17 protein-coding genes are annotated in these 25,338 nt (G+C 63.9%); 6 read left to right on the forward strand and 11 right to left on the reverse strand.

Annotation, left to right across the window (positions count from 1 at the left end):
• Positions 1-14: 14 nt before the first annotated feature.
• Entirely contained in the window at positions 15-1,766 is a 1,752-nt protein-coding gene (locus tag AB3X98_RS04650; protein WP_069263393.1) for a SulP family inorganic anion transporter, read from the reverse strand.
• 442 nt (positions 1,767-2,208) lie between these two features.
• Here AB3X98_RS04650 and AB3X98_RS04655 point away from each other — a divergent pair, with 442 nt between their 5' ends.
• Positions 2,209-4,599 (forward strand): DUF3141 domain-containing protein, encoded by a 2,391-nt coding sequence (locus tag AB3X98_RS04655; protein ID WP_368602625.1) that lies wholly within the window; start codon positions 2,209-2,211, stop codon positions 4,597-4,599.
• Between the two features lie 78 nt (positions 4,600-4,677).
• Positions 4,678-5,859, forward strand: coding sequence for an acetate/propionate family kinase (locus tag AB3X98_RS04660; RefSeq protein WP_368602624.1), 1,182 nt, complete (start codon positions 4,678-4,680; stop codon positions 5,857-5,859).
• 146 nt (positions 5,860-6,005) lie between these two features.
• Here the strand turns inward: AB3X98_RS04660 and AB3X98_RS04665 are convergent, their stop codons facing one another.
• On the reverse strand, positions 6,006-8,411 hold the full coding sequence (locus AB3X98_RS04665; RefSeq protein WP_368610218.1) for a putative bifunctional diguanylate cyclase/phosphodiesterase: 2,406 nt from the start codon (positions 8,409-8,411) through the stop codon (positions 6,006-6,008).
• 196 nt (positions 8,412-8,607) lie between these two features.
• Here AB3X98_RS04665 and AB3X98_RS04670 point away from each other — a divergent pair, with 196 nt between their 5' ends.
• A complete protein-coding gene (locus AB3X98_RS04670; RefSeq protein ID WP_176732859.1) occupies positions 8,608-8,862 on the forward strand; it encodes a hypothetical protein in 255 nt (84 codons plus the stop codon).
• 279 nt (positions 8,863-9,141) lie between these two features.
• Positions 9,142-10,824: an alkaline phosphatase family protein gene (locus AB3X98_RS04675; protein ID WP_368602622.1), complete on the forward strand. Its 1,683-nt coding sequence runs from the start codon at positions 9,142-9,144 to the stop codon at positions 10,822-10,824.
• Positions 10,825-10,893: 69 nt separating this feature from the next.
• On the opposite strand, the gene AB3X98_RS04680 is transcribed toward AB3X98_RS04675, so the two are convergent.
• The 6 genes from AB3X98_RS04680 to AB3X98_RS04705 form a co-directional block, all read right to left on the reverse strand.
• Positions 10,894-12,888: an alkaline phosphatase family protein gene (locus tag AB3X98_RS04680; protein ID WP_368602621.1), complete on the reverse strand. Its 1,995-nt coding sequence runs from the start codon at positions 12,886-12,888 to the stop codon at positions 10,894-10,896.
• Positions 12,889-13,247: 359 nt separating this feature from the next.
• Positions 13,248-15,038: an FAD-dependent oxidoreductase gene (locus AB3X98_RS04685; RefSeq protein ID WP_368602620.1), complete on the reverse strand. Its 1,791-nt coding sequence runs from the start codon at positions 15,036-15,038 to the stop codon at positions 13,248-13,250.
• Between the two features lie 443 nt (positions 15,039-15,481).
• Complete coding sequence (locus tag AB3X98_RS04690) at positions 15,482-16,864, reverse strand: lipopolysaccharide biosynthesis protein (RefSeq protein ID WP_368602619.1); 1,383 nt, start codon at positions 16,862-16,864, stop codon at positions 15,482-15,484.
• Complete coding sequence (locus tag AB3X98_RS04695; RefSeq protein WP_368602618.1) at positions 16,857-18,542, reverse strand: glycoside hydrolase family 44 protein; 1,686 nt, start codon at positions 18,540-18,542, stop codon at positions 16,857-16,859. The genes AB3X98_RS04690 and AB3X98_RS04695 overlap by 8 nt, the downstream gene beginning before the upstream one ends.
• Complete coding sequence (locus tag AB3X98_RS04700; RefSeq protein WP_069263416.1) at positions 18,529-19,815, reverse strand: hypothetical protein; 1,287 nt, start codon at positions 19,813-19,815, stop codon at positions 18,529-18,531. Before AB3X98_RS04700 ends, AB3X98_RS04695 begins: the two co-directional genes overlap by 14 nt.
• Positions 19,816-19,878: 63 nt before the next feature.
• Complete coding sequence (locus AB3X98_RS04705) at positions 19,879-20,598, reverse strand: polysaccharide biosynthesis/export family protein (RefSeq protein ID WP_069263417.1); 720 nt, start codon at positions 20,596-20,598, stop codon at positions 19,879-19,881.
• 325 nt (positions 20,599-20,923) lie between these two features.
• On the opposite strand from AB3X98_RS04705, the gene AB3X98_RS04710 reads away from it, so the two are divergent.
• Entirely contained in the window at positions 20,924-22,942 is a 2,019-nt protein-coding gene (locus AB3X98_RS04710) for a GumC family protein (RefSeq protein WP_368602617.1), read from the forward strand.
• Between the two features lie 19 nt (positions 22,943-22,961).
• Positions 22,962-23,933 carry a DUF6492 family protein gene (locus tag AB3X98_RS04715; RefSeq protein ID WP_368602616.1) on the forward strand — a complete coding sequence of 324 codons (972 nt, stop codon included), beginning with the start codon at positions 22,962-22,964 and terminating at the stop codon, positions 23,931-23,933.
• Positions 23,934-23,981: 48 nt separating this feature from the next.
• Here the strand turns inward: AB3X98_RS04715 and AB3X98_RS04720 are convergent, their stop codons facing one another.
• From AB3X98_RS04720 to AB3X98_RS04730, 3 genes are all read right to left on the reverse strand, one after another.
• Positions 23,982-24,434, reverse strand: a complete 453-nt coding sequence (locus tag AB3X98_RS04720; protein WP_069263579.1) for a lytic transglycosylase domain-containing protein — start codon at positions 24,432-24,434, stop codon at positions 23,982-23,984.
• Between the two features lie 81 nt (positions 24,435-24,515).
• On the reverse strand, positions 24,516-24,854 hold the full coding sequence (locus AB3X98_RS04725; protein WP_069263581.1) for a hypothetical protein: 339 nt from the start codon (positions 24,852-24,854) through the stop codon (positions 24,516-24,518).
• 4 nt (positions 24,855-24,858) lie between these two features.
• Entirely contained in the window at positions 24,859-25,233 is a 375-nt protein-coding gene (locus tag AB3X98_RS04730; RefSeq protein WP_368602615.1) for a hypothetical protein, read from the reverse strand.
• Positions 25,234-25,338: the final 105 nt, after the last annotated feature.

Consider the following 25,338-nt stretch of genomic DNA (forward strand, 5'->3'; position numbering starts at 1 on the left):
AAGTAGATAAGCGCTCAAGGCGTTCTCTGTCCAGGGTGCCTACTGGCAGACGATACGTCATCGCGCGCAATGGCATGCTGCGCCTCCCACCACGCGGCTAGCGCCTGTTCGAGATTGAGAAACATGCGCTCGTGTCCAAGCACGCTGCCGAGCGGCGCCTTCTCGAGCACGGCAAAGACATCGGGATTGAGGCCCACGACCCAGACTTCGATTCCGCTCTCGCGACACTTCTTCTCGGCCTCGGTCAGCATCTTCAATGCTGTGTACTCCACATCGAATACGGCCCGCATATCGAGCGCCATGACCCTGGGGCGCGTCTGGGCGAGGAGCGGCATGATCTTGTGCACGATGTTGGAGGCGTTGAGAAAGAAAATTCGTCCCTCGGGCCGCAGGAGCAGCAGTCCGGGAAAGTCCTCGTCGTCCGGGTGCTCGTCCGATACTGGACGGAATACGTTCGTGCCGCGTTTGCGCCGCAGCACGTACACAGGGGGATCGGACACCTGATGGGCGAGTGCCACCAGCGATACGACGATGGCGATCAGGATGCCTTGCAGCGTGCCGAGCAGCACGACGCCCACCAGCGCCACGACCGCCCAGACAAACTCGGTGCGCCGGATGGCGAGGATCGCGCGGAAGTCCTCCGGATTGAGCAGGCCGATCGAATAGACGATCACCACGGCAGCGAGCGTGGCATGCGGCATGAGTCCGATGACGGGCGCGAGCAGCACCATGGTGCCGAGCGTCACGGCCGCGGTGGCGAGTTCGGCCAGTTGCGAGTGCGCACCGGCCAGCCGGTTGACGGCCGTCTGGGTCGTCCCGCCGCCCGCGGGCATCGAGCCGAACAGCGCGCCCAACGCATTGCCCAGGCCCGTCGCCAGCAGTTCGCGGTTCGGCAGCGGAACGGGTTCCCCGCTGAGCGCGAATGCGCGCCCTGAAGCAATCGTTTCGGTAAAACTCATCAGGGCAATGCCCACCGCCGCCGGCCAGAGCGCGTCGATCAGGGAAAGATCGGGCATCACGAACGAAGGCAATCCGGTCGGGATCTCGCCGACGATCTCCACGCCGTACCGCTGCACGCCGGCGAAAGCGACACACGCTATGCCGAGCGCCACGGCAATGAGCGGGGCGGGGGACTTCGGATACCAGTGTTCGAGCGCGACCAGCACGGCGATCGTCAGTGCGCCCATGGCAACCGTCGCCATCGACGCATGGGGAAGCCCGGCAGCGAGCGCATATACGTTATGAAAGAACGATCCTTTCACGACGTGAATGCCAATCAGTTTCGGCAGTTGATCGAGCACGATGACGATGGCGATGCCGGCCTTGAAGCCCGTCAACACGGGCTCGGAAATGAAGTTCGCGACAAACCCCAGCCTGAGCAAGGCCGCGAGAACGAGGAAGAGGCCGACGAGCAGCGTGAGTGTGGCGGTCGCGATGACCAGTTGGGCGGTGTTGCCATCGGGCGCAACCTGACCGAGCGCGGCCGCGCTAAGAATGGCCAGCGTCGCGCTGGTGCTGACGCTCAGTGGCCTTGACGTACCGAAGAGCGCGTAGATCACCATCGGCACGAACGCCGTGTAGAGCCCGGTCTCGACGGGCAGTCCGGCAACGCTCGCGTAAGCCATCGCTTTCGGCAACACGACAGCCGCCGCCGTGACGCCCGCAACGATGTCGGGTTTGATCCACGATGTCCGGTAGTCGCGTACCCATTCGAGAACGGGAAGACGAAAGCCGGATTTGCGGTGCGACGCGGGCTGATCGCGCATGATGCTGTGGCCTCCAGGGGCAGAAACACGACCGACGCACATCTACGTCGAATGTCTCACCGATACTTCCCCGTGGGCTACTGCATTCAACATGCTGAAGCGGAAATTTGACGAATCCCATGTTGTTGATCAAGCGTCAATCGGACTTTGGTCCTACTGCTGCAAGGGCAATCGTTACGGCGGGGTATGGGCCGATGGTCCTATAGAGAAAGCACGCGAGCGGCTGCACGATTCAGTTCGTGCAGACGGAATCGTCGCCGGCCCGGCGCGGCGCCGTAACGAACCTGTCACGTGCGTCTGCCAGTGTCTGGAGAGATAGCAGCCATGCCGGCCTTTACGGCTACGCGCGCGACTGCCCAGCATATTCGTAAGCATTCCTTTCATTCAATCGAGGCGGCGGAGGTGGCTTTTGCCACCCCTTCGCGGACCAGAAGGTGATGCCATGACCGACCTAGCCAATCAATATGCGCGTTGCCAGGAGATCGGCGGCAAAGTTGCCCGGCTCCTCGCCAGGCGATCGGAACTAGCGCAAACCCAATTCAGTCAGCGTTTAGCGGATGCGACTGGGCGGCTGGTCGAAAGCGATAAACCCGCTTCGGCGAGCCCAGCATGGGCAACCGCGCTGGACCCCTGGGCCGGCTACCGCTACGCGGTGGATGTCGCCGAGCGGTCCGTGCTCTTCTGGGACACCCTGCGCCAGCGCGGCAATGGCTTCGTCGAGCAGGCCCGCAACGGTCTTCGGCCGGTCCTCCATTTCGGCCACGAACTCGTGATCGACGGCCGGAAGCTGGCGCGGCCGGTCAACTACGCGCTGGTGCGCCTGCTGCCGCCCGACGGTGTGGTCATCGACGTTAGCAAGCGTCCTTATGTGATCATCGACCCGCGTGCGGGCCACGGTCCGGGCATCGGCGGCTTCAAGGACGATTCACAGGCCGGTGTTGCGCTCAAGGCGGGCCACTCCGTGTATTTCGTCATCTTCTTTCGCGATCCGGAGCCTGGCCAGACCCTGCTCGATGTCTGTGCGGCGGAAGCGCAATTCGTCAAGAAGGTGTGCGAACTGCACCCGGACAGCCCGAAGCCGGCGATCGTCGGCAACTGCCAGGGCGGCTGGGCCGCCATGATGCTCGCGAGTTCCGACCCGGACCATACGGGGCCGCTCGTCATCAACGGCGCGCCGATGTCCTACTGGAGCGGCGCGTGGAGCGAAGGCGAGGGCGACAACCCCATGCGCTATTCCGGCGGCATGCTGGGCGGTACCTGGCTCGCGTCGCTGACGGCCGATCTCGGCAACGGCAAGTTCGACGGCGCCCATCTCGTGCAGAACTTCGAGAATCTCAATCCCGCCAACAGCCTATGGGACAAGTACTACCACCTGTTCGACAACGCCGATATCGAGCCGCCGCGCTTCCTCGACTTCGAGCGCTGGTGGGGCGGCTATTACCTGATGAACCGCGAGGAGATCGAGTGGATCACGCGCAACCTGTTCGTCGGTAACACGCTCTGGTCGGGCGAAGTTCGAGGTCTCAACGGGACGGCATTCGATCTGCGGGAAATCAAGTCGCCGATCATTCTGTTCGCTTCGCTGGGCGACAACATCACGCCGCCTCAACAGGCATTCAACTGGGTCGCCGACATTTACGGCAGCACGGAAGAAATCAAGGCGCGCGGTCAGGTGATCGTAGGACTCGTGCACCAGAGCATCGGCCACCTCGGCATTTTCGTTTCGGGCAAGGTCGCGAAGAAGGAGCATCAGCAGATCGCCTCCGTGCTCGAAGCGATCGAAGCGTTCCCGCCTGGTCTTTACGGCATGGAGATTGCCGAGCGTCGGGGCGAAGACGGAGAAACGGCATACGACGTGTCATTCCGCGAGTATCGGCTCGAAGAGATTGCCGCGCGCCTGAACCGCTTCGAGCGTAGCGACGAACAGCCGTTCGAGGCCGTCAAGCGCGTATCGGAGTTGAACCAGCGTGCGTACGAGCTGTTCCTGCAACCGTGGGTACGGATGTGGTCGAACGAAACGACAGCGAATCTGCAGCGGCAGTTTCATCCGCTTCGCGCGCAGCGCTGGGCGCTTTCGGATCTGAATCCGTGGCTCGCCTGGCTTGGGCCTGCTGCCGAGGCAGTCAGGGCAAAGCGGCATGCCGAAGTCCACGAAGAGACGCCGTTGAGGGAGTTCGAGCACTACGGTTCGGAGATGTTCAGTGCATCGCTCGACTTCTATCGCGCGATGCGCGACGCCATGACGGAGAGCGCGTTCTTTTCCTTCTACGGGAACCTGTACACCGTCGAACGCGGTGAAGAGGCGCAAGCCAGGCCCGCCGCGGCTGCCGGAGACCCCCGCGATCTGCCCTACGTGAGGGATGCGTTGGCGTCGATGACCGAAGGCGGCTACACGGAGGCGCTGGCTCGCGCCGCCTGCCTGCTCGCGCGCCGGGGCGAGCCGCTCCCGCTCGCGCGGCTCGCGCTGCGCCACGAACTCGCGAAGGATTACGCCGCTTATTTGCCTCAGCTGCCGGGCGACCAATGGCGGCGCGTGCGCGGCGAGCAGGAAATCATCGTGCGTTACGAGCCGGAACAGGCGCTCGCCACGCTGCCGCATCTGCTGGCCGACCCGCAAGACCGGGAGAAACTGCTTGAACTGGCCGAAAAGCTGCTGGACGACAAGCGCGTGCAGGAAGCCGGGCCGACCGCTGCCCAGCTCAGCATGCTCGACAAGATCCGTTCGTCGCTGCCGCTGGAACGCACACCGGCGGTACGCACAGTCGGAGCCATGCATGAGGTTCCCGAGGCGCCGGCCGCTCGCGTGGCGCCCGATCTCAAGGAGGCGTCGTGAATCGCGAATACGAAGAGTATGAGCGGCTTGTCCGCGGTCCGTCGTTGCTCGCCGGCGCGCGGGCGATAGGGTAGAACGATGGCCGACGTCATCCTCGTTCTCAATGCCGGTTCGTCGAGCATCAAGTTCAGCGCGTTCAATGCGCAGCCGGACGATCTGCCGCTTGTCATGCACGGCCAGATCGAAGGCCTGCTGTCGGCGCCGCGTTTCGTCGCGTTCGATGGGAAAAGCGTGCTGACCGGGAGTCACGATTGGGGCAATCAACCCCTCGGGCATGATGAGGCCGTTGCTCACATCGCCCAGTTCCTGCGCAGCCATCGCGACGGCAACCGCGTAGTCGCCGTCGGGCATCGCGTGGTGCATGGCGGCCGCGAGTTCTCGAAGCCCGTGGCCGTCACACCCGCTGTGCTGGACGCACTCGACAAGCTCGCGCCCCTCGCGCCGCTCCATCAGCCACATAACCTGAAGCCGATTCGTGTCATCGCCGGACGCAATCCGGAGCTGCCGCAAGTCGCCTGTTTCGACACGGCGTTTCATGCGACACAGCCTGCGCTTGCCTCGACGTTTGCGCTGCCGGCAGCGTTGACGGAGCAAGGCGTGCGGCGCTACGGCTTCCACGGGCTGTCCTATGAGTACATCGCCAGCACGCTGCCCCATGTCGCTCCTGACGCAGCGAAAGGCCGCACCGTCGTCGCGCATCTCGGCAATGGCGCGAGCATGTGTGCGATGGACGCGGGCAGGAGTGTGGCGAGCACGATGGGCTTCACCGCGCTCGATGGGCTGCCCATGGGCACGCGCAGCGGCAATCTCGATCCCGGCGCGATTCTTTACCTGCTAGACGAACTGAAAATGGATACGCGCGGCGTCGAGGACCTGCTGTACCGCCGTTCGGGTCTGCTTGGGGTATCGGGTATTTCGGGCGACATGCGTACGCTGCTGGCGAGCCACGACGCGCGCGCCGCCTTCGCCGTCGAGTTGTACGCGTATCGCATCGGACGCGAACTGGGATCGCTCGCCGCCGCGCTGCAGGGGCTCGACGCGCTGGTCTTCACCGCGGGCATCGGCGAGCACTCGCCGGAGATCCGGCGGCGGGCCTGCGAACAGGCTCGCTGGTGCGGAGTGGAAATCGACAGCAGGGCGAACGAAGCGGGCGGCCCCTGTATCAGCACGGCGTCGAGCAAGGTCTCGGTCTGGGTGATACCGACCAACGAAGAACTCATGATTGCGCGTCACACGCGTGAAGTAACGGGCGTTGCGTGACACTGCCCGGTTGCGAGGGAGAAGACGGATGAGCCAGAGCGTTCAACATCCGGGTTTTGCAGCGGCCATGGACATTTCATGCCGCGTTGAGTGAATTTTTTGTGACGCGGCTTTCGTCGCGCCGCCCGAGCGCGCCGTAGCACGGTTCACACGGGCAGCGGCGCCGGACGTGCCGCCGCATTCGCCGCGATGTCGGCGATCGCGCCGGCGCTCACGGCGTGGCTGTACAGGAAACCCTGGGCATGTGTGCAGCCGTTTTGCAGCAGGAAATCGCGATGTCCGCTGGTTTCGACGCCTTCCGCGATCAGTTCGAAATTGAGCGCCTTCGCCACGGCGATGACGGCGAGCGTGATCGCTTCCGTTTCCGTGTCCTGGCCAATCTCGCGCACGAATTCGCGGTCGATCTTGAGGCGATCGACGCGAAAGCGCTTGAGATACCCGAGGCTCGAATAACCCGTGCCGAAATCGTCGATAGCGACGCGAACGCCCATCTCCCGCAGACCGGCCAGCGTGCGCGCGGCGAGATCGGGCGTGCGCATGAGCGCGCCCTCGGTCACCTCGAGTTCCAGCAGCGCCGGCGGCAGACCCGAATCGCGCAGTGCCTCCCGCACCTGGCCCATCAGGTCGCCATGCTCGAACTGCAAGGGCGAGACGTTGACGGAGACGCGTATGGGCCGCGCCGGGTCCCGATTCCAGCGCGCTGCTTCCCGGCATGCCTCGCGCAGCACCCATTCGCCTATGCCGCGAATCAGGCCGGTTTCCTCGGCGACCGGGATGAATACGGCCGGAGACACGCTGCCGAGTTCCGCGTCGGTCCATCGCAGCAGCGCCTCGGCGCCGATCATCGTGCCCGTTGCCATATCGAATTGCGGCTGATACAGCACGGTCAATGCGCCGTTGCGGAACGCCTGGCGCAGGCGCGTCGAAATGCGCAAGCGCGAGGTCGCGGCTTCGCTCAATTCCGGGCGATAGAACTGGTACTGATTGCGGCCGTTCTGCTTGGCCAGATACATCGCGGCGTCGGCATTGCGCACCAGCGCGTCGGCATCGTCGCCGTCGGCGGGGTAGAGGCTGATGCCGATGCTGGCCTCGATGAAGAGTTCGTGGCCCGCTACCTGTATCGGTTCCGTCATCGCGGCGAGCAGTGAGTCGAGCAGCGGTTCGAGCAACGGAGCGGCGCCGTCGGCGATGACCATGAATTCGTCGCCGCCATAGCGCGCCACCGTGCCACGCTCGCCGACGACGCGCTCGATGCGCCGCGCGATCTGGGCGAGCAGCGCGTCGCCGATGCGGTGGCCGAGCGAGTCGTTGACCTCCTTGAAATTGTCGAGATCGAGGAAGATCATCGCGAGCGTCTTGCCCGCACGGCTAGCCTGCTGCAGTTCCCGGTTCACGCGCTCGTCGAAATACTTGCGGTTCGTGAGGCCGGTGAGCGCGTCGTATTCGGCCCGATGTCTCAGTTCAGCCTGTGCTGCGAGCTGCGTCGTGACGTCTTCCATCACGCAAAGGGTCGCGCTTCGGCCGTCGAAATCCGTTTGCAGCTGGAATACGTTCATCGAGCGCAACTCGCCGCTCTTCGTTCGGTGTTCCCAGATGGCTGTGCCGTCGTCGTGCCCGCGCGCGTGCGCGAACGGGGCCCCATGCAGCGCGGTCTTGTTCATGCGCAGATCGCCAAGCCTCAGCTCGAGCATCTCGCTCGCGCGGTAGCCCAGGGCTTTCGCCGCCATGTCGTTGACGGCGACGAGCCGCATGGACGCGTCGTCGACGATCCAGATCGGCAGCGGATTGAGCTGAAAGAGGCGCTTGTACTTCTTGCGGTTGACGTCCGCCGCCTGGAGCGCCTTGCGCAACGATTTCGTGATGCGCGCGTTGCGGCGAAGGAATGCCAGCAGCAGGCACGCCGCGGCCAGTCCCGACCCGAGCAGGAGCGCCGAAGCCATTTGCGAATCTCGCGACGCCCTCGTGACCGACTGGTCGAGATGCGCGTCTTCGTCCATGCGGATCTCGCCGATCTTTTGCATCGTCTGGAAAAAGCGCGCGTCGAGTTCGCCTAGCGACGGCGTATCCATCGTCACGCTGCCCGGCTTGAGCATGGAAAGCATCGCGAGCCGGTTGCTCAGGGCGCCCAGATGGCGAATCATGTCCTTCAACTCGTCGAGCAGGGCGATGCAGCGCTCGCGGCCTTCGCAGGTCCGCTGCGCCGCGTTGGCGTTGTCGATCAGTGCCGGAAGCGGATAGATGTAGGCGGCGCGCCGATAGAACGGCCGCGTGCCGATTACCGTGTAGAGCTGCTCATGCTCGTCGAGAAGTGCATTCTGCAGTTCGTCGAGATCCCGCTTGGCCGATTCGACCGCACGCTGCTGCGAAAGCGCATAGCGCTGCTCATGAGACTGCCGCAGGGCAATGGCGGTATTGAGCGCGATGGCCGACAGGATCGCAATGAGGGCCAGCGGCGCGACCAGCCGGGTTTTTTGTGCGCTCCATACGTGCAACACACGCCATAGGCCGATGAGCGCCGGCTTTGCGGCCGGATTTCCTGCGCTATCTCCCATCTTGCTGTCCTCACGCTGCATGCTCGTCACCCTGCGCCCACAATCTCTGCAATTGACATATCGACAAAGATCCGGGCAACTTGAGGGCGGCCAATCGCTATTTCGCCAGGGCCGATTTGGGGCGGATTTTGGGTCGGAAGGAGGGGGATCACGCCCAGACGCTAAAGTTTGTGTGCCGGCCGCCGAAAATCCCAGCATGGCGCACGAACAACCCAAACCACCTCAAGAGGATCCGATCCGGGCAGAAGCACGGGCGCTGGAAGGCAGCATCCGCGCGATCAGACGGGCACAGGGAAAGCGCAATCCTGAAGACTGTGTGCCGGGCAGCCCGGAATCTTTCGCGGTCATGGAAGCGTTCGTGCGTGATGTCGGACGTGTGCTTGCGCTCGATATGCTCGAACATGAAAAGAACAATGACAGCGATGTGAACGGAGCGGATTCGACTGGTTAGACAATTAGCCGTATCAAATGATAAACGTTATCAGGATTCCAGATTTACACCGGAAATAGAGGAATCGACCGGCAGGATCGGTGCATTCACAACGTCGTGGAATCGCCGCACCGTCCTGATACAACCTGTTACATTGAATCAAACGCACGCCCATCAAGCCTCCCGCGCTCCAGTGGAAGACATCCGAAAGTATTCTTTCACGGCATTTACTCATTCCGCGACTTATCTCCTCTAGGGCGCATTCGCGCCCAATTCATAATTCATATCAAGAGGTGAAGAATGAACGAGATCGGAAAGCGGTTCGGAGTCAGGGCAGTCTTCACTGCGAGCGTGCTGGCATTTGCGAGCATGGCCGCGGCAGCGCAGGATCAGGATGGCGATCACAACCAGCAATACACGCACGTTTTGCTGATCAGTGTGGACGGGATGCACGAGGCCGACCTGGAAAACTACATCAAGACGCACCCGCAATCCACCTTCGCGAAGCTCGTCAAACACGGTGTCGAGTACACCCACGCTTCGACATCCCGGCCTTCCGACTCGTATCCCGGCCTCCTCGCATTCGCAACCGGCGGCAGCCCGCTGAGCCATGGTGTCTTCTATGACGACACCTACGATGCGACGCTGTATCCGCCGGGCAGCAATTGCACGGGCACGCCTGGCACGGAGGTCACCAATTTCGAAGCGCTCGACTGGGATCTCACCCAGCTCGACGGCGGTTCGCCGCCTGCGGGGGCCACGTACGACAAGCGCAATCCGCACATCAATCCCGCAAAACTTCCACTGCGCAAGACGGCCGGCGGCGCCTGCGTGCAGGTCTGGCCGCATCTGTACATGAAGAACGGGACGAACACGATCTTCGAGGTCATTCATCAGGCCGGCATGCGCACCGCGTGGTCGGACAAGCACCCGGCCTACGAGATCGTGAATGGGCCTTCGGGGCTGGGCCTCGACGAACTCTACGCGCCCGAGATCAACTCGACCTCGCTGCAAGCCAATGGCTTCCCGAGCGCGCCCGCGACCGTCGACTGGACCGCCGACCCGATATATACCCGGGCTTATGACGGCTTCAAGGTCAAGGTCGTCTTGAACTGGATTCATGGGCTCGATCAGACCGGGACGAAGCAGGTGGGCGTACCCGCGATCTTCGGCATGAACTTTCAGGCGGTGAGCGTCGGGCAGAAGGTCACGTCCGCGATGGAAGGCACGACCACGACGCGTGGCGGCTATCTCGACGCAGCCGGCACGCCGACCGTGCCGCTCGAACAGTCGCTCGACTTCGTCGATGCCTCGCTGGGCCAGATGTACGATGCGCTCAAAGCGGGCCATCTTCTGCATTCGACGCTGTTCATCGTCGGCGGCAAACACGGCCAGTCGCCGATCGACCTCAAGAAGCTTCACATGCTGAACGGTTCGAAGAACGCCTATGCCACCGCCGACGTGAGCGATGTCGCCACCGTGCTCGGCAATGGCGGCGTGCCGGTCGCCCAGGAAACGGCCGACGACGTGTCGCTCATCTGGCTCAAGAACCACGGCGATACCGCAAAGGCGGTATCACTCCTCGACGCTGACGAGGCGAGCGGCAATTCCACTCGCATCCAGACGCTCTACCACGACACAGCGCTGAAGGCGATCTGGGGCGACCCTGCCCAGGGCCGTGTGCCTGACCTCATCATTCAGCCGATACCTGGGACGATCTACAGCAAGAGCGCGGCGAAGCTGGCAGAGCACGGCGGAATGTATACGGACGATACGAACACGCTGCTGGTGGTTTCCAATCCGAAGTTGCAGAAGAACGTCGTCGATTCGCCGGTGACCAACATGCAGGTGGCGCCGACCATCCTGAAGGCGCTCGGTCTCGACCCGCACAAGCTCGTAGCCGTTCAGCGTGAAGGCACCCATGTCCTTCCGGGCCTCCAGACCACGGGAGACGACGACTCGGGCGATCAATCGGAGCAGTAGGAGCAAGCGCGCCGACGGTCCCTTTGGGGTTGGGACCTTCGGCGTCTTCAGTGCGCTGCTGGACTGCGATCAGAACGGGAACATGCCAGCCGCGCCCTCGTTGCCATTGCCCGCTGCCGCCTGCCTGGCGGGCTGGAACTGGAAGGCACCGAACAGGTCGCCGATTGCCGGCGCGTTCGTCGGCACGTACGGGCTCGCGGGCAGCTGGACCGGGTTGGGGAGATTGTCGCGACTGCGCGCCGTGATCGGTCCCAGCGACCAGTTGCGTTCGATGAATTTCACGAGCGACACGTGATCCGAATAGTCGTGAACGACACGGCCGCCGCGCGAGTACGGTGAAACGACGATGAGAGGAATGCGCGGGCCGTCCCCGAAGAAGTCCACGGGTTGAATGTACCCTGAGTCGTAATAGCCGCCACCTTCGTCCGTCGTGATGAAGATCGCAGTGGAGGCCCACAGCGCGGGGTTCGCCTGAACGGAATCGATGATCTTGTGCACGAACCCTTCGTAAAGACCGAACTTCGAAGAGGACGGATGCCCATCGAGCAGTCCGCCGGGTTTCACGAACGACACCGCGGGTAGCGTGCCGTTTGCGATGTCGGCATACAGGTTCGGCGTGTCCTGAAGATGCGCGGCCACCAGCGACGGATTGGTCATGATCGCCGTTTCATAGAGAAACGGATTGCAGATATTGCAGTAGACACTCGTTGACGGACGGGTGATGAACGTCTTCCAGCCTTCGCCGTAGTATTTCCACGAAATATTGTTCTCGAGGAGCGTATCGGCGATCGTGCGCACCGGCGAAGGTGGAATGGTGAACGTACTCGTGTTGACGGTGCCGTCACCGTTGTAGCCAGGGTTGTAGTTGTTCAGCAGATAGTACGTGCTGGGCGCGCAGTTGGCATTGGGGTGATACGGCAAGCTGTCGAGATATTTTCGTATCGCGCCGACGCCAGGCTGCTTCGCATCTGAGCAATTGCTATAGGTCCCGCCAGAGTAGCCGTCCTGCGCGTACCAGTTGTTGGTGCCTGGCTGCGGCCGCGGGTTTTCGATCTCGTTCTGGGGCGGCGTCGCAGGATTGCCTTTGCCGTCCGTGTAATAGAGCGCGTCGGCCGTTCCGATCATGATGCTGTTCGCGCCCGTGCCGCCCATCACCGGCTGGTGATAGTTGTCGCTGATCGTGTAATGACGCGCGAGGTCCGTGAAATAGGGCATATCGCCGGTATTCACGTTATAGAACCCGAGCGCGGTCGCGCCTTCGTGGGTCGACTGATCGGTGAAGTGGGCCGCTTGCGCATTGCCATTCGATCCGGCGCCGACCGACACTTCGACCCACGCAAACAGATCCATCTTGCAGCCGCTCGGATTATCGAGGGTCGCGTTCGCGATATTGCAATCGGACTGCTGCCAGTTCTGGTAGAACCGATGCACCGGACTGTTCATGTACTGGTCGTAGTTCGGACCCACCCGCGAAATCTGATAGGGGCCGCTCTGCAGGTTGTACAGGTTCGATCCAAAGCGCGCGTCAGGCTCGTCGTTGGGGAGGCCCGTTGCGCCCGTCGTCAAATGAACGACATCGTTCGACTCAAGGGCATAGCCTTCGGCTGCCTGCGCAGCCGCCAGTGTCGCGAATGGCGGAGGATTCGCGTCGCTCGCGGCGGTCGGTGCCGAGCCGGTATTTGGCGCCGGCAGCGTCGCGTAAGGCTGTTTCGACGTCGGGCTGGCGTCGAACTGCGAGGGATTCGTGGCCTTGGCCATGTATTGCTCGGCGACCTTGTAGTTGGGTCCGGGTCCCCCGTCAGCCCGGATGATGCCTCTCGACAGAAGATTCCATATGGTTTGGCCCGAGCGCGGCTGATAAGCGCCAAACACGTGATCGAACGTTCGGTTTTCGCCCACGATGATGATGACATGCTTGATCGGCGTTGCCGTGATCGAAGATGTATTCGCGGTGGACTGGCTATCGGCAGCAGAACAATAGAGTGCCGTCGCCGCTAGCGAAACTGCCGCAAGCAAGGCAGGAACGGCAGGCCGTTGGTGTCTGGATCTCGATGTCTGGCGCATGTGTCTCTCCATTGAAGCGTTGCACTTCTTTGCATGACGGTGGGGCGGCGATTGCGTCACTTCAAATCATTACGGCGTGTTACAGGCTGGAAAGCTAGACCTTCCACATGACGTTCCGAGGGCGGCAGTAAGTCGGTTCTGTGCAGGTCACGTGACCGTGCCTACGATTTACCTTCGCGGATCTTTCGATTGATGCAGGACCCGGGCTGCGCAAGATGACAGGAGTCCTGATGAGGTGGGTGATGATGTGGGAGATGCGGGGAAGTAAGGGACCCTCCCCATCTGCACGATGAGTCGCAAGGATGCGAGTTCTTAGTGAGTCAAGCCAGGCAAGAAATGCGCGCCCATCACCGAAACGTTCACGACTGCACGGGCGTAAAGCCGTCGGGACTCCAGTCCTCGCTGCCCACGCCGTGATGGACGTAGAAGAAGCCTTCCGGATCGTAGCGATTCTTGATCGCTTTCAGCCGCGCGTAGTTGACGCCCCAAAACGCTTCACGCCAATCGCTGCGAAAAAAATCGGTCTCCGAAATATAGGAGCCGCTTTCTGGCGATAGCGCCTTGAGAATGGCCGCGGCCTTGGCTATGTTCGCGGCGTTGCGATGTGCCTGCGCCATGTCAGGCGCGGGGATGGGCAGGCCCGGAAAGGGTGGCGGGCCGCCTGTGGCGACGATCATCAGGCCGAAGGCGTCGGCGACTTTTGGGTTGGTCGCACACTGGCGCGCCTGCTCGTTCACCTCCGGCGGCGTGCCCGCGAGTCCCTTGTTGAAATGCAACTCGACGGCCTGAAACTGGGCCGCCGCCACGAAGGCGTCGACCAGCCGGCCGCGTTGCGCCGGTTCGAGAAGGGCCGCGGGCAGCCATTGCGACTCGTAGCCGTGCAGGAAGGCGGAAGCCTGCTCGCCATCGCCTTGCCACCAGCCATGGTTGTGCGCAGCGCCCGCGCGTGGGTCGGGCACGAGTCCCGGGTTGGCTTCGACGTCCCACCAGCGGCGCGATGGACCGGCGCCGACGCGAGGTCCCTGGTTGAAGGTGAAATCTGCCGGCGAGGCGCGCACCCAATCGATGACAGGCGCCCAGGCTGACTTGACCTGATGGTCGTCGAGACCCTGGCACACCATCGCCACTTCGATCTCGTCGCTGTGAAAGACGAACCGCTCGCCCCATGCAGGGTTGAACAGATGCTCCGCATAGTGATCGACCAGTCGCGCAGCGAGCCGCCGGTAAGCCTCAGGCGATGAAGTCTTGACCTTGAACCTGGCCCAGCCGAAGTTCTCGGGCAACTCATGAGTCTGCAGCGTGAGCTTCGTCACCACACCGAAACTGCCGCCGCCGCCCCCTTTGAGCGCCCAGAAAAGATCGGGCTGCTGGCATGCGTTGACCGTGCGGACAGCGCCGTCGGCGGTGACGATCTCCGCCTGGAGCAGACTCGCGGCCGCGAGTCCGTAGCGCTTCGAGTGGGACCCGAAACCGCCGCCGAGAACGAGTCCGGCAACGCCCACGGTCGTGCATCCGCCGCCCTGAACGTAGCGTCCCGCCTGCGTCGTGACGGCGGTGTAGACGTCGATCCACATGCAGCCAGCCTCTACCGTCACGGCCTGCTGTGGCGGTGACTGGCAGCCGGCCGGCACGAACGCGTCATGGAGTGCGATGCGGTTCATCCCGCGCGTCCAGACCAACAGGGAATCGGGCGCGTTCGAGCCGCCAAGGTAGCTGTGACCGCCGCCTTTCACCACCAGGCGCAAGTTGTGTCGGCGCGCGAAATCGACGCCCGCGACGACGTCCGCGGTCGAGCGGGCTGCCACCGCGTAGGCGCTTGCGTGCGCCGTCCATGCATCGAGCCAGCCGGAGACCTGGGTGGCGCCGGGATCGTCGCCGAGCGCGAACGGATTGCGCGCTTCCTCGATTCTTGCCAGACATGCTGGTGCGTGGGGCGCTTGCGCGCAGGTCTGCCAGATCGTGGTGGGTTGCAGCAAATTTCCGCCGACTGCCTGGCTCAACGCCTCCCATTCCGGCGCTTTCGGCCACGCGGGGTCGCTGGGCCGGATGCGGCCCGCACGGGCCGCAGCGGGCTGCACGCCGGCGAAACTCGAGGTAGCGCTAAGGCACGGCAAAGCGACAACCCCCTTTAGCAGGCAGCGTCGTTTCATGACGTTTCTTCTCCTCGCGACGGGTGAAACGCTTAGTTTTCCAAATTATGACGCAGCGCTGCCACAACTCGCTGAAGCGAGCGGCCGGCTTCGACGATCGCCTCGTCAATCCCGTCGAGAGCAAGCGCACTCGCGGATCGCACGGTCAGGATGGGTGTACTTCACGGTATTGCCGAGCAACGTGGCGCACGGTGCGCGCCGTCCCGCCATCGGCGTAAAGCGGTTTATTTCGCACCGGGGTGCGAGTTTTTTTCATGATATCAGCAAAGCTGCGCGCCTCATGGGCGCGCAGCATATCGCGGGCCGCGGCGCTTTTTTGCGACCGACTGTCGCCCTGGTGTGCCGTTACTGCTGGTCGGTCGGGGAAATCACACTCGGGGTCGCGAGCGAATTGTCGTTGAAAGCGCAAGCAGTTGAGGCCGGCACTGGCACTGCCCCACGATCTAGGCGTCCTGGTTTGGGTCTTTCGCCGCGCTGCGTCCCGGCACGCGCCCGAGCACCCATTGCCCGAGCAACGCAAGTGGCAACACGCCCAGCAGCCGGTGCGCCGCCCACGCTGCGAGCGCGCCGTTCACGGCGATGGCCAGTGATGCCGCCGCCGCGGCCCCCACGCTGCCGCCAAGCGGCGCGAATGCGGCGAGGCCCACGAGCAGCACGGCGACCGAGTAGAGGTTGATTCGGTACAGGACAGAAGTGTGGGCGGTCATGCCCAGCAGTTCGGGCATGGCGGTAAAGCAGGCCGCGGCGATCTGGCCGAGCGCGAGCACGCGCAGCGCCGCCGCGCCGCCGCCGAAGCCAGGCCCGAACAGGCGCAGCAAGTGTTCGGGAAAGAGCAGCATGCACAGCGCGGCGGGCAACGCGAGGCACAGCACGAGGCCAGCCGCCTGGGCCGCGCTTTTGTCGAGCCCATGCCGGTCGTTGCGCGCGAAAAGGCTCGCGAACTTCGGCGCGGCCATGCCGGTCACGCCGCTGATCAGCAGGTTGATGACGAGCGCGAGACGCCACGCCAGCGCGAAGAGCCCGGTCTCGCGCGACGAGGCGACGATGCCGAGCACGACGGCAGGCGCCGAGGTGATCAGGAGCTTCGTGAATTCCAGCGTGAAAAGCGGCAAACCCGCCTTGAGCAAGCACGGCGGTTCGGCTGGCGCTTGCGCGCCGCCGGGCACGCCGGCAAGAAAACGCCTGAGCAGAAACGCGCCGGTCAGCGCGGTGAGCGTGAAGCTGGCGGCGATCAGCATGAGCGTGCTCGCGACGCTCATGCCGTGCGTCAGTCCAAGCGGGATGGCGACGGCGCAGAAGATCGCCGGCCAGAGCCAGGAATAGATCATCTGGCTGCAGCCCACGCGTTGGAGTCCCGCAAGCGCCCCCGCCATGGCCGCGCCGAGATTTTGCGGGATGAAGGAGAGCGCGCCGAGCGCGAGCGGCCAGGCAAGCTCGGGCTTCTTCAGCACGTCGTACGCGAAGGCGAATGCGCCCGCGCCAAGCGCGATCGACATGGCCGTGGAGGCGAGCAGCACCAGCCACAGCGCGCGACGGATGGCCGGCCGCACGGCGCGCGCCTCGCCCGCCGCGAGGTCCATCGCGATCTGCCGCGTGAGCGCCTGATCGATGCCGAGGCGCCCGAACCCCGCGAGCGCCACCATCGTGCTGAACACGATATAGAAGTCGCCTGTCTGCACCACGCCCAGCATGGCGGCGATCAGCAGATGGAAACCGTAGCGGCTCGGCAGGTCGAGCAGACGCACGCCGAGGCTCACGAGCGAGCCCCGGATCATCGAGCCGCCGGTTTGGCTCGCGGGCATCTGCGCTTCGCCGGCTTCACTCATGCTGCGCCTGTGCGCCGCGCAGTATGAACAGCGTCACGCTCTGCGCGGGCAGGCTCGCGCGCAGCGTGCTGTCCTGGTAGTGCGCGTCGGGCATGCGGAACAGCTGGTTGTTTGCGAGCCGCCAGGTTTCGGCCACGCCGCTCGCCGCAAAATGATCGAGCGTGACGGCGGCATCGGCGGGGCGGTCCAGTTGCTTGTTGATGACCACGAGCGTCAACGCGTGGTCGCGCTCGCGCAAGGCGGCAAACGCGGAAACGGAGTCCGGATCGGGCGCGTTCGCGGCAATGCTGGTTGCGCCGAATGCCGCGCCGTTGCCGTCGTAGTTGCGGTAGAGCTTGAATGCCTTGTACACCGGCATCGAAGGATCGAGCGTGCCCCAGTGCGTTGCCATATCCAGCCCCTCGCGGCCGAAAATGCCGAGCACGTCGGCCTGGGCTGTCGCGCCGTTCATCAGCGTGTCGCCGCCCCAGTTGTATTCCGTAATACCGATGGGCGTGCCCGGGTAGTAGTACGTATCGACCCAATGGCGCATCAGCGGGATCAGCGCGACGACGCTGTTGATCCACGTGGGGTCCTTGTAGTTCGGGTCCCACAGGTCGCGCGTGGAGCGGTTGCGCATGAGCGCGACGGCCTGCGAGCTCGTCACGCCCGTCTCGGCGTATTCGCCGCCCTGCGGGTAGAAGTGCAGGCTGAACACGTCGACCGGATGGCCCGCCGCTTTCCATTGCGCGAGCAGCCAGGGCACGTACGGCATGCCCTGGGTTTCGCCTGTGCGGTCGGGCGTGTGATCGAGGCCGTGGTCCGCGGCGTACTGCTGGTCGAAGCCGCTGTAGAAATAGCCCTGCCAGCCCCATTCTTCCGGCGCGACGATCTGCGCGTGCGGGTCCGCCGCCTTCACGGCGCGCGAATAGACGATCGCCTTGCTGGCGATTTCGCTCGCATGGGCGCCCGTGGGGTGCACATCGCGGTGAATGAGCTGCCAGAGGCTCGGCTCGTTGTCGAGCGCGTAGTAGCGCACGCCGCCGCCGCTCGCGCCGCCGAATTGCTTGACCAGATCCGCGACGCGCGCCTGTTCGTTTTGCGGGTCGTCGGGTATCGAGGCGTCGTTCGCGTCGTTGCCGGCAATCGGCTTGCCGCCGGCCGCCACGCCGTTGCCGGCGTCGGCGTGGCCGTTCACGTCGTGATTCGGCTGCGGGCCGTATTTGGCGATCGAGAAGCTCGCGAGCGTCTCGCGCGCGGGCCCGAGTTTCGCCACGCGGCCGAGCATCGGAATGGTCACGATGGGCGTGGCGCCCGCCGCCTGGGAGAGTGCGACGAAGCGCTCGCCGAACTGATCGTTGATATCGGCGGGATTGACGGCGAGGCTCTCGAAATACCAGTCCTTGCCCGCGTTGCGTGCGTCGAGGCGCCAGTTATAGGCCGAGGCGCTGTTGCCGCCCGAGCGGTTGATGGGCGCGCGCAGGTCCTGCAAAACCGCCGTCGTGCCGAAGTTGATGCCGTAAATCAGCGGGCTGATGGGGTGCCGGCCGGCGGCGGCATCCACCGAGATGGCCACCGGCAAGGGCGTGCCCGAAGTCGCGTCGGTGCAGGCCGCCGCGCCCGTCATGAGCAGCGTGCCGACCAGCAGCGCGTGCAGGTTGGGGCGCTTGATACGCTTGTTGCGCTTAAAGCGTGGCATGGTGAACCTGCAGATCGGCATGGTCGTCGTGATCGCCGTCCAGTTCGCCCACGCGCCAGACGTACGCGAAGATCGCGAGAATGACCGCGGTCTCGCCCGGAGTGAGGGTAGGCGGATAAAAGAATGAAATGAGCAGGACGTAGACGAGATAGTCGAACAGCGCGCCGAGAAAATCGTCGTCGACCTTCTTGCGCAAGCGCCGGTAGAACACGATGCCGCGCAGCTGGAAGAACAGGATGATGAGCGCGCCGATCAGGCCGTACTCGAACACGATGCCGAGCCACGTGATGTCGGCGAGGAAGAAGAAGTGGTGAAAGTAGTCGATCAGGTTGTCCTTGCTGGTCGAACTGATCGTGCCCACACCGAAGAGCCAGCGCATCGGCTCGCTGCCGAGGAACTTCGTGGCGAGCATGATGGTGATGCGGCGCGTGTCGAAGCCCGTGCTCGCGTCGGTGCTGAAGGTCGTGGCGAGATAGCCCGCCGAGAACAGGGTGGCGAGTGCGACGGGCGCGGCGAGCAGCAGCAGAACGCGCGTGCGCATGCGCGACCAGGCGAAGGTGTTGATGACGAGCACGCCCATGATGCCGATGACCATGGCGCGCGTCTTGACGATCAGCAGCGTGACCGCGAACGCGACGACCACGCCCAGCAGATAGCCCGCATGCTTTTCGAAGAAGGCGCGCCGGTAGCAGAAGAACAGCAGGATGAGCGGGAAATACATCGACATGCGGATGCGATGGCCGCGGTTGTCGCTGCTGAAAAAGGGCGACTGGCCGATCACATACGACTCCTGGTACCAGTCCGAGGGCACCACGGCCCAGAGCACGATCAGCACGGCGAGAATGACGACGCCGAGCACGAGGAAGCCGCGCTCCAGCTCGCCGAGCGTGGGCTTGAGCGTGAGGAGCAGCGCGAGAAACGAGAAGAAGTACAGCACGGGCAGCAGTTTCACCTGCGCCGTGATGCTCGTGAAAAAACCTTCGTGGAAATAGAACATGGCGGCGAAGCTCGGCACCAGCAACAGCCACGCGAAGCTGATGAGGATTTGCCGCGTCATGGGAAAACGCGGTTCGCCGCCCAGACGCAGCACGGCGGGCAGCGAAATGACCGGCAGCGCTTTCGAGAGCGCCCAGAGCGGCACGAGCGTGCTCAGGTAATGGAAGGTCTGGCCAAAGAGCGGCAGGAGCGCGAGCAGCCACCACGTGACCCGCCACCTGGCGGGCTCGCTCGAAAAGACGGGGGCAAGCCCGGTGGTCGTGGTGGCGGTTTCCATCGCGTGTGATTCGTTTGCGCGGCCGTGGAGAGCCGTCGGGCGGTCGAGGCTCGCAGAGCAGGCTTAGTACGTCGTGGGATTGTTCGAGATCGTGTAGTCGAAGCCCCGCTGGAACGGAATGACCTTGTCGATGTACTGATCGACCCACTGGTCGACTTCGGCGATCGAGGACTTCGGCACGAAGATCGTGTCGGTGGCCTGCAGGATGACGTCCTGCGCCGGGTCGCCGCGATGCGTGAGCGCGTCGAGGTCGATCGTGCGCAGCATCGGGCGGCCATCGGGGCTGCGGCGAATCAGCACGACTTCGTTGGTGCGCGCCGTGTCGAGCAAGCCCTGCGCGGCGGCGATGGCCTGCAGCACGCTCATGCCCGTGTGCAGCGCGATTTCGCCGGGGCGCGCGACCTGGCCGGCCACATAGATTTTAGCGGCCGACTGCACGATGGCAACCGAAGCGTGCGCGTTCTTCGCCATGCCGTTGGCAGCAAGCGCCTTGTCGATGGCGTCGCCGAGCTGGGCGACCGTGAGCCCTGCCGCCGGGATCGTGCCCGCGAACGGCATGGTCAGGCCGCCGTCCGGCGCGACCGAACCGCGGAAGTTCAGCTCGGCATTGAAAGGCATGACGACCGAGAGGTCGTCGCCGGGTTCGATGCGATAGACGCCCGGCGAGGCTTGCGACCACGCGGCGAATTGCGCCCGCTGCTGGAATTGCGGCTCCACCCAGGTCTGGGTGCAGGCGGTAAGCGTTATCAGCCCGAGGACGCAGGCTGGTCGGAGTATGTTCATCGGGCGCGTGGGTGAAGCGGTGGCTTGCGGTTCCTGATCTCTTGTCAAGTAACGGCAGGAATTGCCGTTAATGAAGGGTGGAACTCGCACGATTTTTTCGCGGATGTCAGTTTAACGCGACATCCTGGATGTTTTCTTACGTATTATATGCGCCGTCGAATCTTTACTGCTGGCCTGGAACCGCACCTGTATGGTTATTACTACTAGAACAAGGCCTGAAAGGAAGGCGGCTGTTGTCGAACTGACGGTCCGGGACTATCTCAACACCTTTTTTTATTATCGCAAGGTTGCCACAGCGGTATTTCTTTCCGTTGTGGCGATCGGCGTGGCGGTTGCGCTTCTGGTGCCCATGCCTTACCGGGCGCAGTCGACTTTGCTCGTACTTCTTGCAGGATATTACGACCAGTCGAACAACCCGAATGGCGGCGCCGCGGTGCAGCCCGCCATTGGCCAGCTCGACGGCGTCGAAGCGCAGATCCTCAGCAGCCCGGAACTGCATCGCGACGTGGTGATCGCGAAACTGGGGCCGAACGCAAGCGAACAAGAAATCGACAGCCATTTGCAGGAATTCGAGCATCGGCTGCATATCGAGCAAAACGATCTCGCGAGCACCATCAACCTCACGTATTACGACGCCGATCCCAAGGAAGCAGCCGATGCGCTTTCGCGTCTGCTCGACACGTACTTCCGCCGGCGCGCGACGATTTTCACGTCCGGCCGCGTCGATTTCCTGACTGGTCAGCGCGACGAAGTCGCAAGGCAACTGAAAAAAGCCGATGCCGACCTGCTCGCGTTCCAGAAAACGCACGGCATCGTCAATATCGACGACCAGACCTCGCGCGCCGTGCTGCTCGAAAGCCAACTGGTTCAGCAAAAGCTCGAGAACGACACGTCGCTCGCGCAGCATCGCGGCGAACTGAAGTCGGAGCAGGCGTCCTCGAAGGGGGTCAAGGCCACGATCCCGATCTTCACCGACGACTCCGAGGCCGCCCATGCGCTCGACACGATGCAGCTTTCGCTGATGCAGCTCGAAGCGCGCCGCGCCGATTTCGCCTCGCGCTACATGGACAGCTCGCCGTTCGTGCAGCAGCTCGATCAGCAGATCGCCGACATGCACGCGAGCATCGCGCGACGCAAGGCGCAAATGGCCACGGCCACGCGCTACGGCCACAACGATTACTACGACGTGGTGCAAGGGCGGCTGGCCGCACTGAACGCGAGCATCGCGGGCGAAACCGCGCGCCAGCAGGCGCTCGAAGAGCAGATCAAGGACACGCGCGCGAAGCTGCGCAGCCTGAGCGACATCTCCAGCCAGATGCGCCAGCTGCAGGCAACGCGCGACATTCTGGCCGACAGCTTCAAGGACCGTTCGCGCCAGGTCGAGCTGGCGAAGATCCAGCAGGGACAGGTGAGCCAGGTGAACAGCACGAACGTGCGCGTGATCCAGGCGCCGTTCCCGCCTTCGCAGCGCAGCGTGTCGGCCAGCCTCATCATTGCGGCGAGCGTGGCGGCGGGTCTGCTGATTTCGGCGCTCGTCGTGCTCGTCATGGCGAGCCTGCGCGAGACCTTCCTGAGTCCGGAGCAGGCCGAGCGCTCTCTGCTGCTGCCGGTGCTGAACGCGCCGGTGATGCTCGGCGGCGGCGCACGCCGGCCCGGCGCCGCGGGGGCGTCGGCCGACGCGGCCAAAGCGGCCAGCCGGCCCACGCACATGGCGTATGGCCGCATGATCGCGGCCATCAACGCGAGCACGGACTCGCCCGCCAAGGTGGTCATGGCGCTCTCGTTCGGCAAGAACGATGGGCTGCTTTCGGTGATTCGCGGCCTCGCCGTCGAACTCGAGCATCGCACGACCAAGCCGGTCCTCATTCTCGACATGGCTTCCGGCGCCGACTCGCCGCTCTATGGCCCGCCGAACGCGCAGGGCCTGCTGACGTGGTCGGGACACGGCGGGCAAAGCCGTGCGGCGAGCGCGGCGCCCACGGAGATTGCGGCTTCGAGCGGCCTCGTGTTCGAAAGCGTCGAGCGGCACAACATCGTCGTCGCGCGGCCGGAGAGCGGCACGTTCCCGAGTTCGTGGCAGCAGACCACGACCCTGTTCAATACGCTGCGCGAGGCGCACGACTACATCGTCGTGCATGCGCCGCCCGCGAGCCAGTCGTTCGCCGGCATCGAAAACGCGGCGCTGGCGGACGCCACGGTCATGGCGGTGCGCGCAGAGGTGTCGCGCAAGCCCGTGGTCCTCGGCCTGAAAACGCAGCTGCTCGACGCGGGCGGCAGGCTGATCGGCATTGCGCTGACGCATCGGCGCGGCTATATCCCGAACTTCATTTACCGATTCTTCTAACATTCGGGACCTGACTGCCATGCACCAGATCAGCGCGATCCTGCCGGTGAAGACGCGGGGACGGCATTACGCCGACAATATCGGCCGTTGCGACATCCTCTTCTCGTCGCTGCGTCACTTCACGACGCCCAGGACGTTTCACCGTTTCGTCATCGTCGTGCCGCACGACGAACTCGAAGAGGTCAAGGGCTACGCGAAAGCGTGGTCCGATTTCCCCATCGAAGTGGTCGACGAATCGCTGTACATGGGCATTTTTGCGGAGTTCTCGCAGCGTCATCAGATCCGCAACTGGCACCGGCAGCAGATCATCAAGCTGAATGCACCCGAATGGATCGAGACCGAGTATTCCCTCGTGCTCGACCCCGACTGCTTCGCCACGCATCGCTTCAGCGCGGATACGCTGATTCTCGACGGTCGGGCGCTCACGCATGTTCAGCCGCGCACGGTCGAGCCGTATTACTGGGAGGCTTCGGCGAAGCTGTTGAATCTCGATCCGCAACTCGCGCGCGACGGCATCTGGTGGACGCCGGCCATCCTGTCGCGCACGTTGTGTCTGAGCCTGCAACAGCGCCTGGCGGCTTTGCACGGCACCGACTGGCGGCGCGTGCTGCTCGCCAATTACGCGCTCGACTGGACCGAATACACGCTTTACTGGCTCAACGCGGAACACGAAGGGCTGCTGGAGCAGTACCACACGGGCCCGAAACCGGGCCAGCGCGCGCTGCACGCCGACGAAAGCGTCTGGTTTGCCGACAAGATGGAAGGCTGGAGCGAGGCCCGCCACCTTGCGCCGGAAAGCGACGGCATGTTCGCCGTGGTCCAGAGCAACACGCACATCTCGCCACAGCGCGTGGTGGAGAAGCTTGCGCCGTATTTCCCGATCACGCTGCAGCCTTACGAGCGCCATGTCGACCCTGCGCTCAAGGGCGCCGAGCTTTATTCGGCCATGGCGCGCCGCGGGCTCAAGCTGTTGAACAAGCTGCGCGGCTAAGCGATCGTTGCGCCTGCAACGAATAGGAAGCGACGCCGGGCGCTTCGTTCATCGCCCCGGCTGCAGGTGGCCCCAGCTCACGAGAATGGCCTGAATGCTGCGCGCGTAGGCATCGCGCTCGTGCGGCGACTCCGAGTGGTATGCGCCAATCGCGCGCCATGTGTTGCCGTATCGCACCATCTTTTGCTTGAGCAGCCAGGCGGCCACGAAAATATTCACGCACGGGTCCGTGAGGGCGCCGTGCGGAATGCCCTCGCGCGAAAGCTCCGAAAAGTGGATCGAGTTGATCTGCGCTTGGCCGACGTCGATCGAGCCGTTCGCATTGTGATTGATGGCCGCCGCGTCGCCTTTCGATTCACGCCACGCTACGGCGCGCAGCACGAGCGGATTCACGCCCTGGTAGGCGCCGGCCTTTTCGAAGCATTCGTCGGCAGGCGGCGCGGCATGCGCGAGCGTCGCGCCGAGCGCCGCGAGGCTCATGATCGCGACCCACGCGCGCATGACTCGCGATCGTAGCTGGCGCAGGGCGTTGGTCTTCTGCTGCATGGGTCGAAGCTCCGGGTTGGGCGTCAATGCGCGACGTCACTGCGCGAGAGCGGAATCGAGTTTCTGCTCGATGTCCTTGAGATAGGCGCGCGAGGTGTCGGAGACAACGAGACGCGGCGTGGGCATGGCGCAGTGGCAATCGCGCTGACGCGTCTTCTTCTTGTTGTGCGACGACGAATGCGGCGCGGGAGCCTCGTCGTCGTCGCCGGTTGCGGGCGGCAGCATGGCGAGCGAGGGCAGCGGCGGATAGACCTTGTCGGCGGCAGGCATGGCGGCAGCGGCAACGACGGTGGCGGCGGGCGCGCTGGCGGCGGGTTGGCCCGCCCAGGCCGCGCTACCAAGGCCGAGTGCAGCGGCGAGAACGATCGGACGCATCGTGTCAGCTCCCAGCATGCATCGGTTCGATCGAGACGCTGTACGTCTGGTTCGCGCCAGCCGTCAGGTTTTCGAGCGTGGGTTTGGGCCCTCGTGCGGGCACGCCCCGCCAGATGGCCTGATTGATGTACTTGAAGTCCTCGCCCAGCGCCGTCACGCGGATCACGGTGGGCTGCTTTTGCGCGGCGGCGAGCGCGCCGGCCTTGGCGAGCACGGCGCTCAGTTGCGGGTCGTGCGCGCCGAGTGCATCGGCGGGAATGTCGAACTTCATGATGACGTTCGACTCGGCGGGTTTCCCGGTTTGCGCCGTAGTGGGCGGCTGCAGTTGCGCGCAGCCTGTCACAACCATTACGGTAAGTAAAAGCAAAACGCGCGTCACGTCCGGGTCTCCAAAAATTCGTGGCGATGTACGCGTTGTCGGCCTCGCGCGCGCGGACTTGATACCCGAGCGGCAAACGTTTGCCAAAAAGAAAGACTTCGCTCG

Origin of the sequence: Paraburkholderia sp. BR14312 (genome assembly GCF_040948675.1) — a bacterium.
GTDB classification, from domain to species: domain Bacteria; phylum Pseudomonadota; class Gammaproteobacteria; order Burkholderiales; family Burkholderiaceae; genus Paraburkholderia; species Paraburkholderia nodosa_A.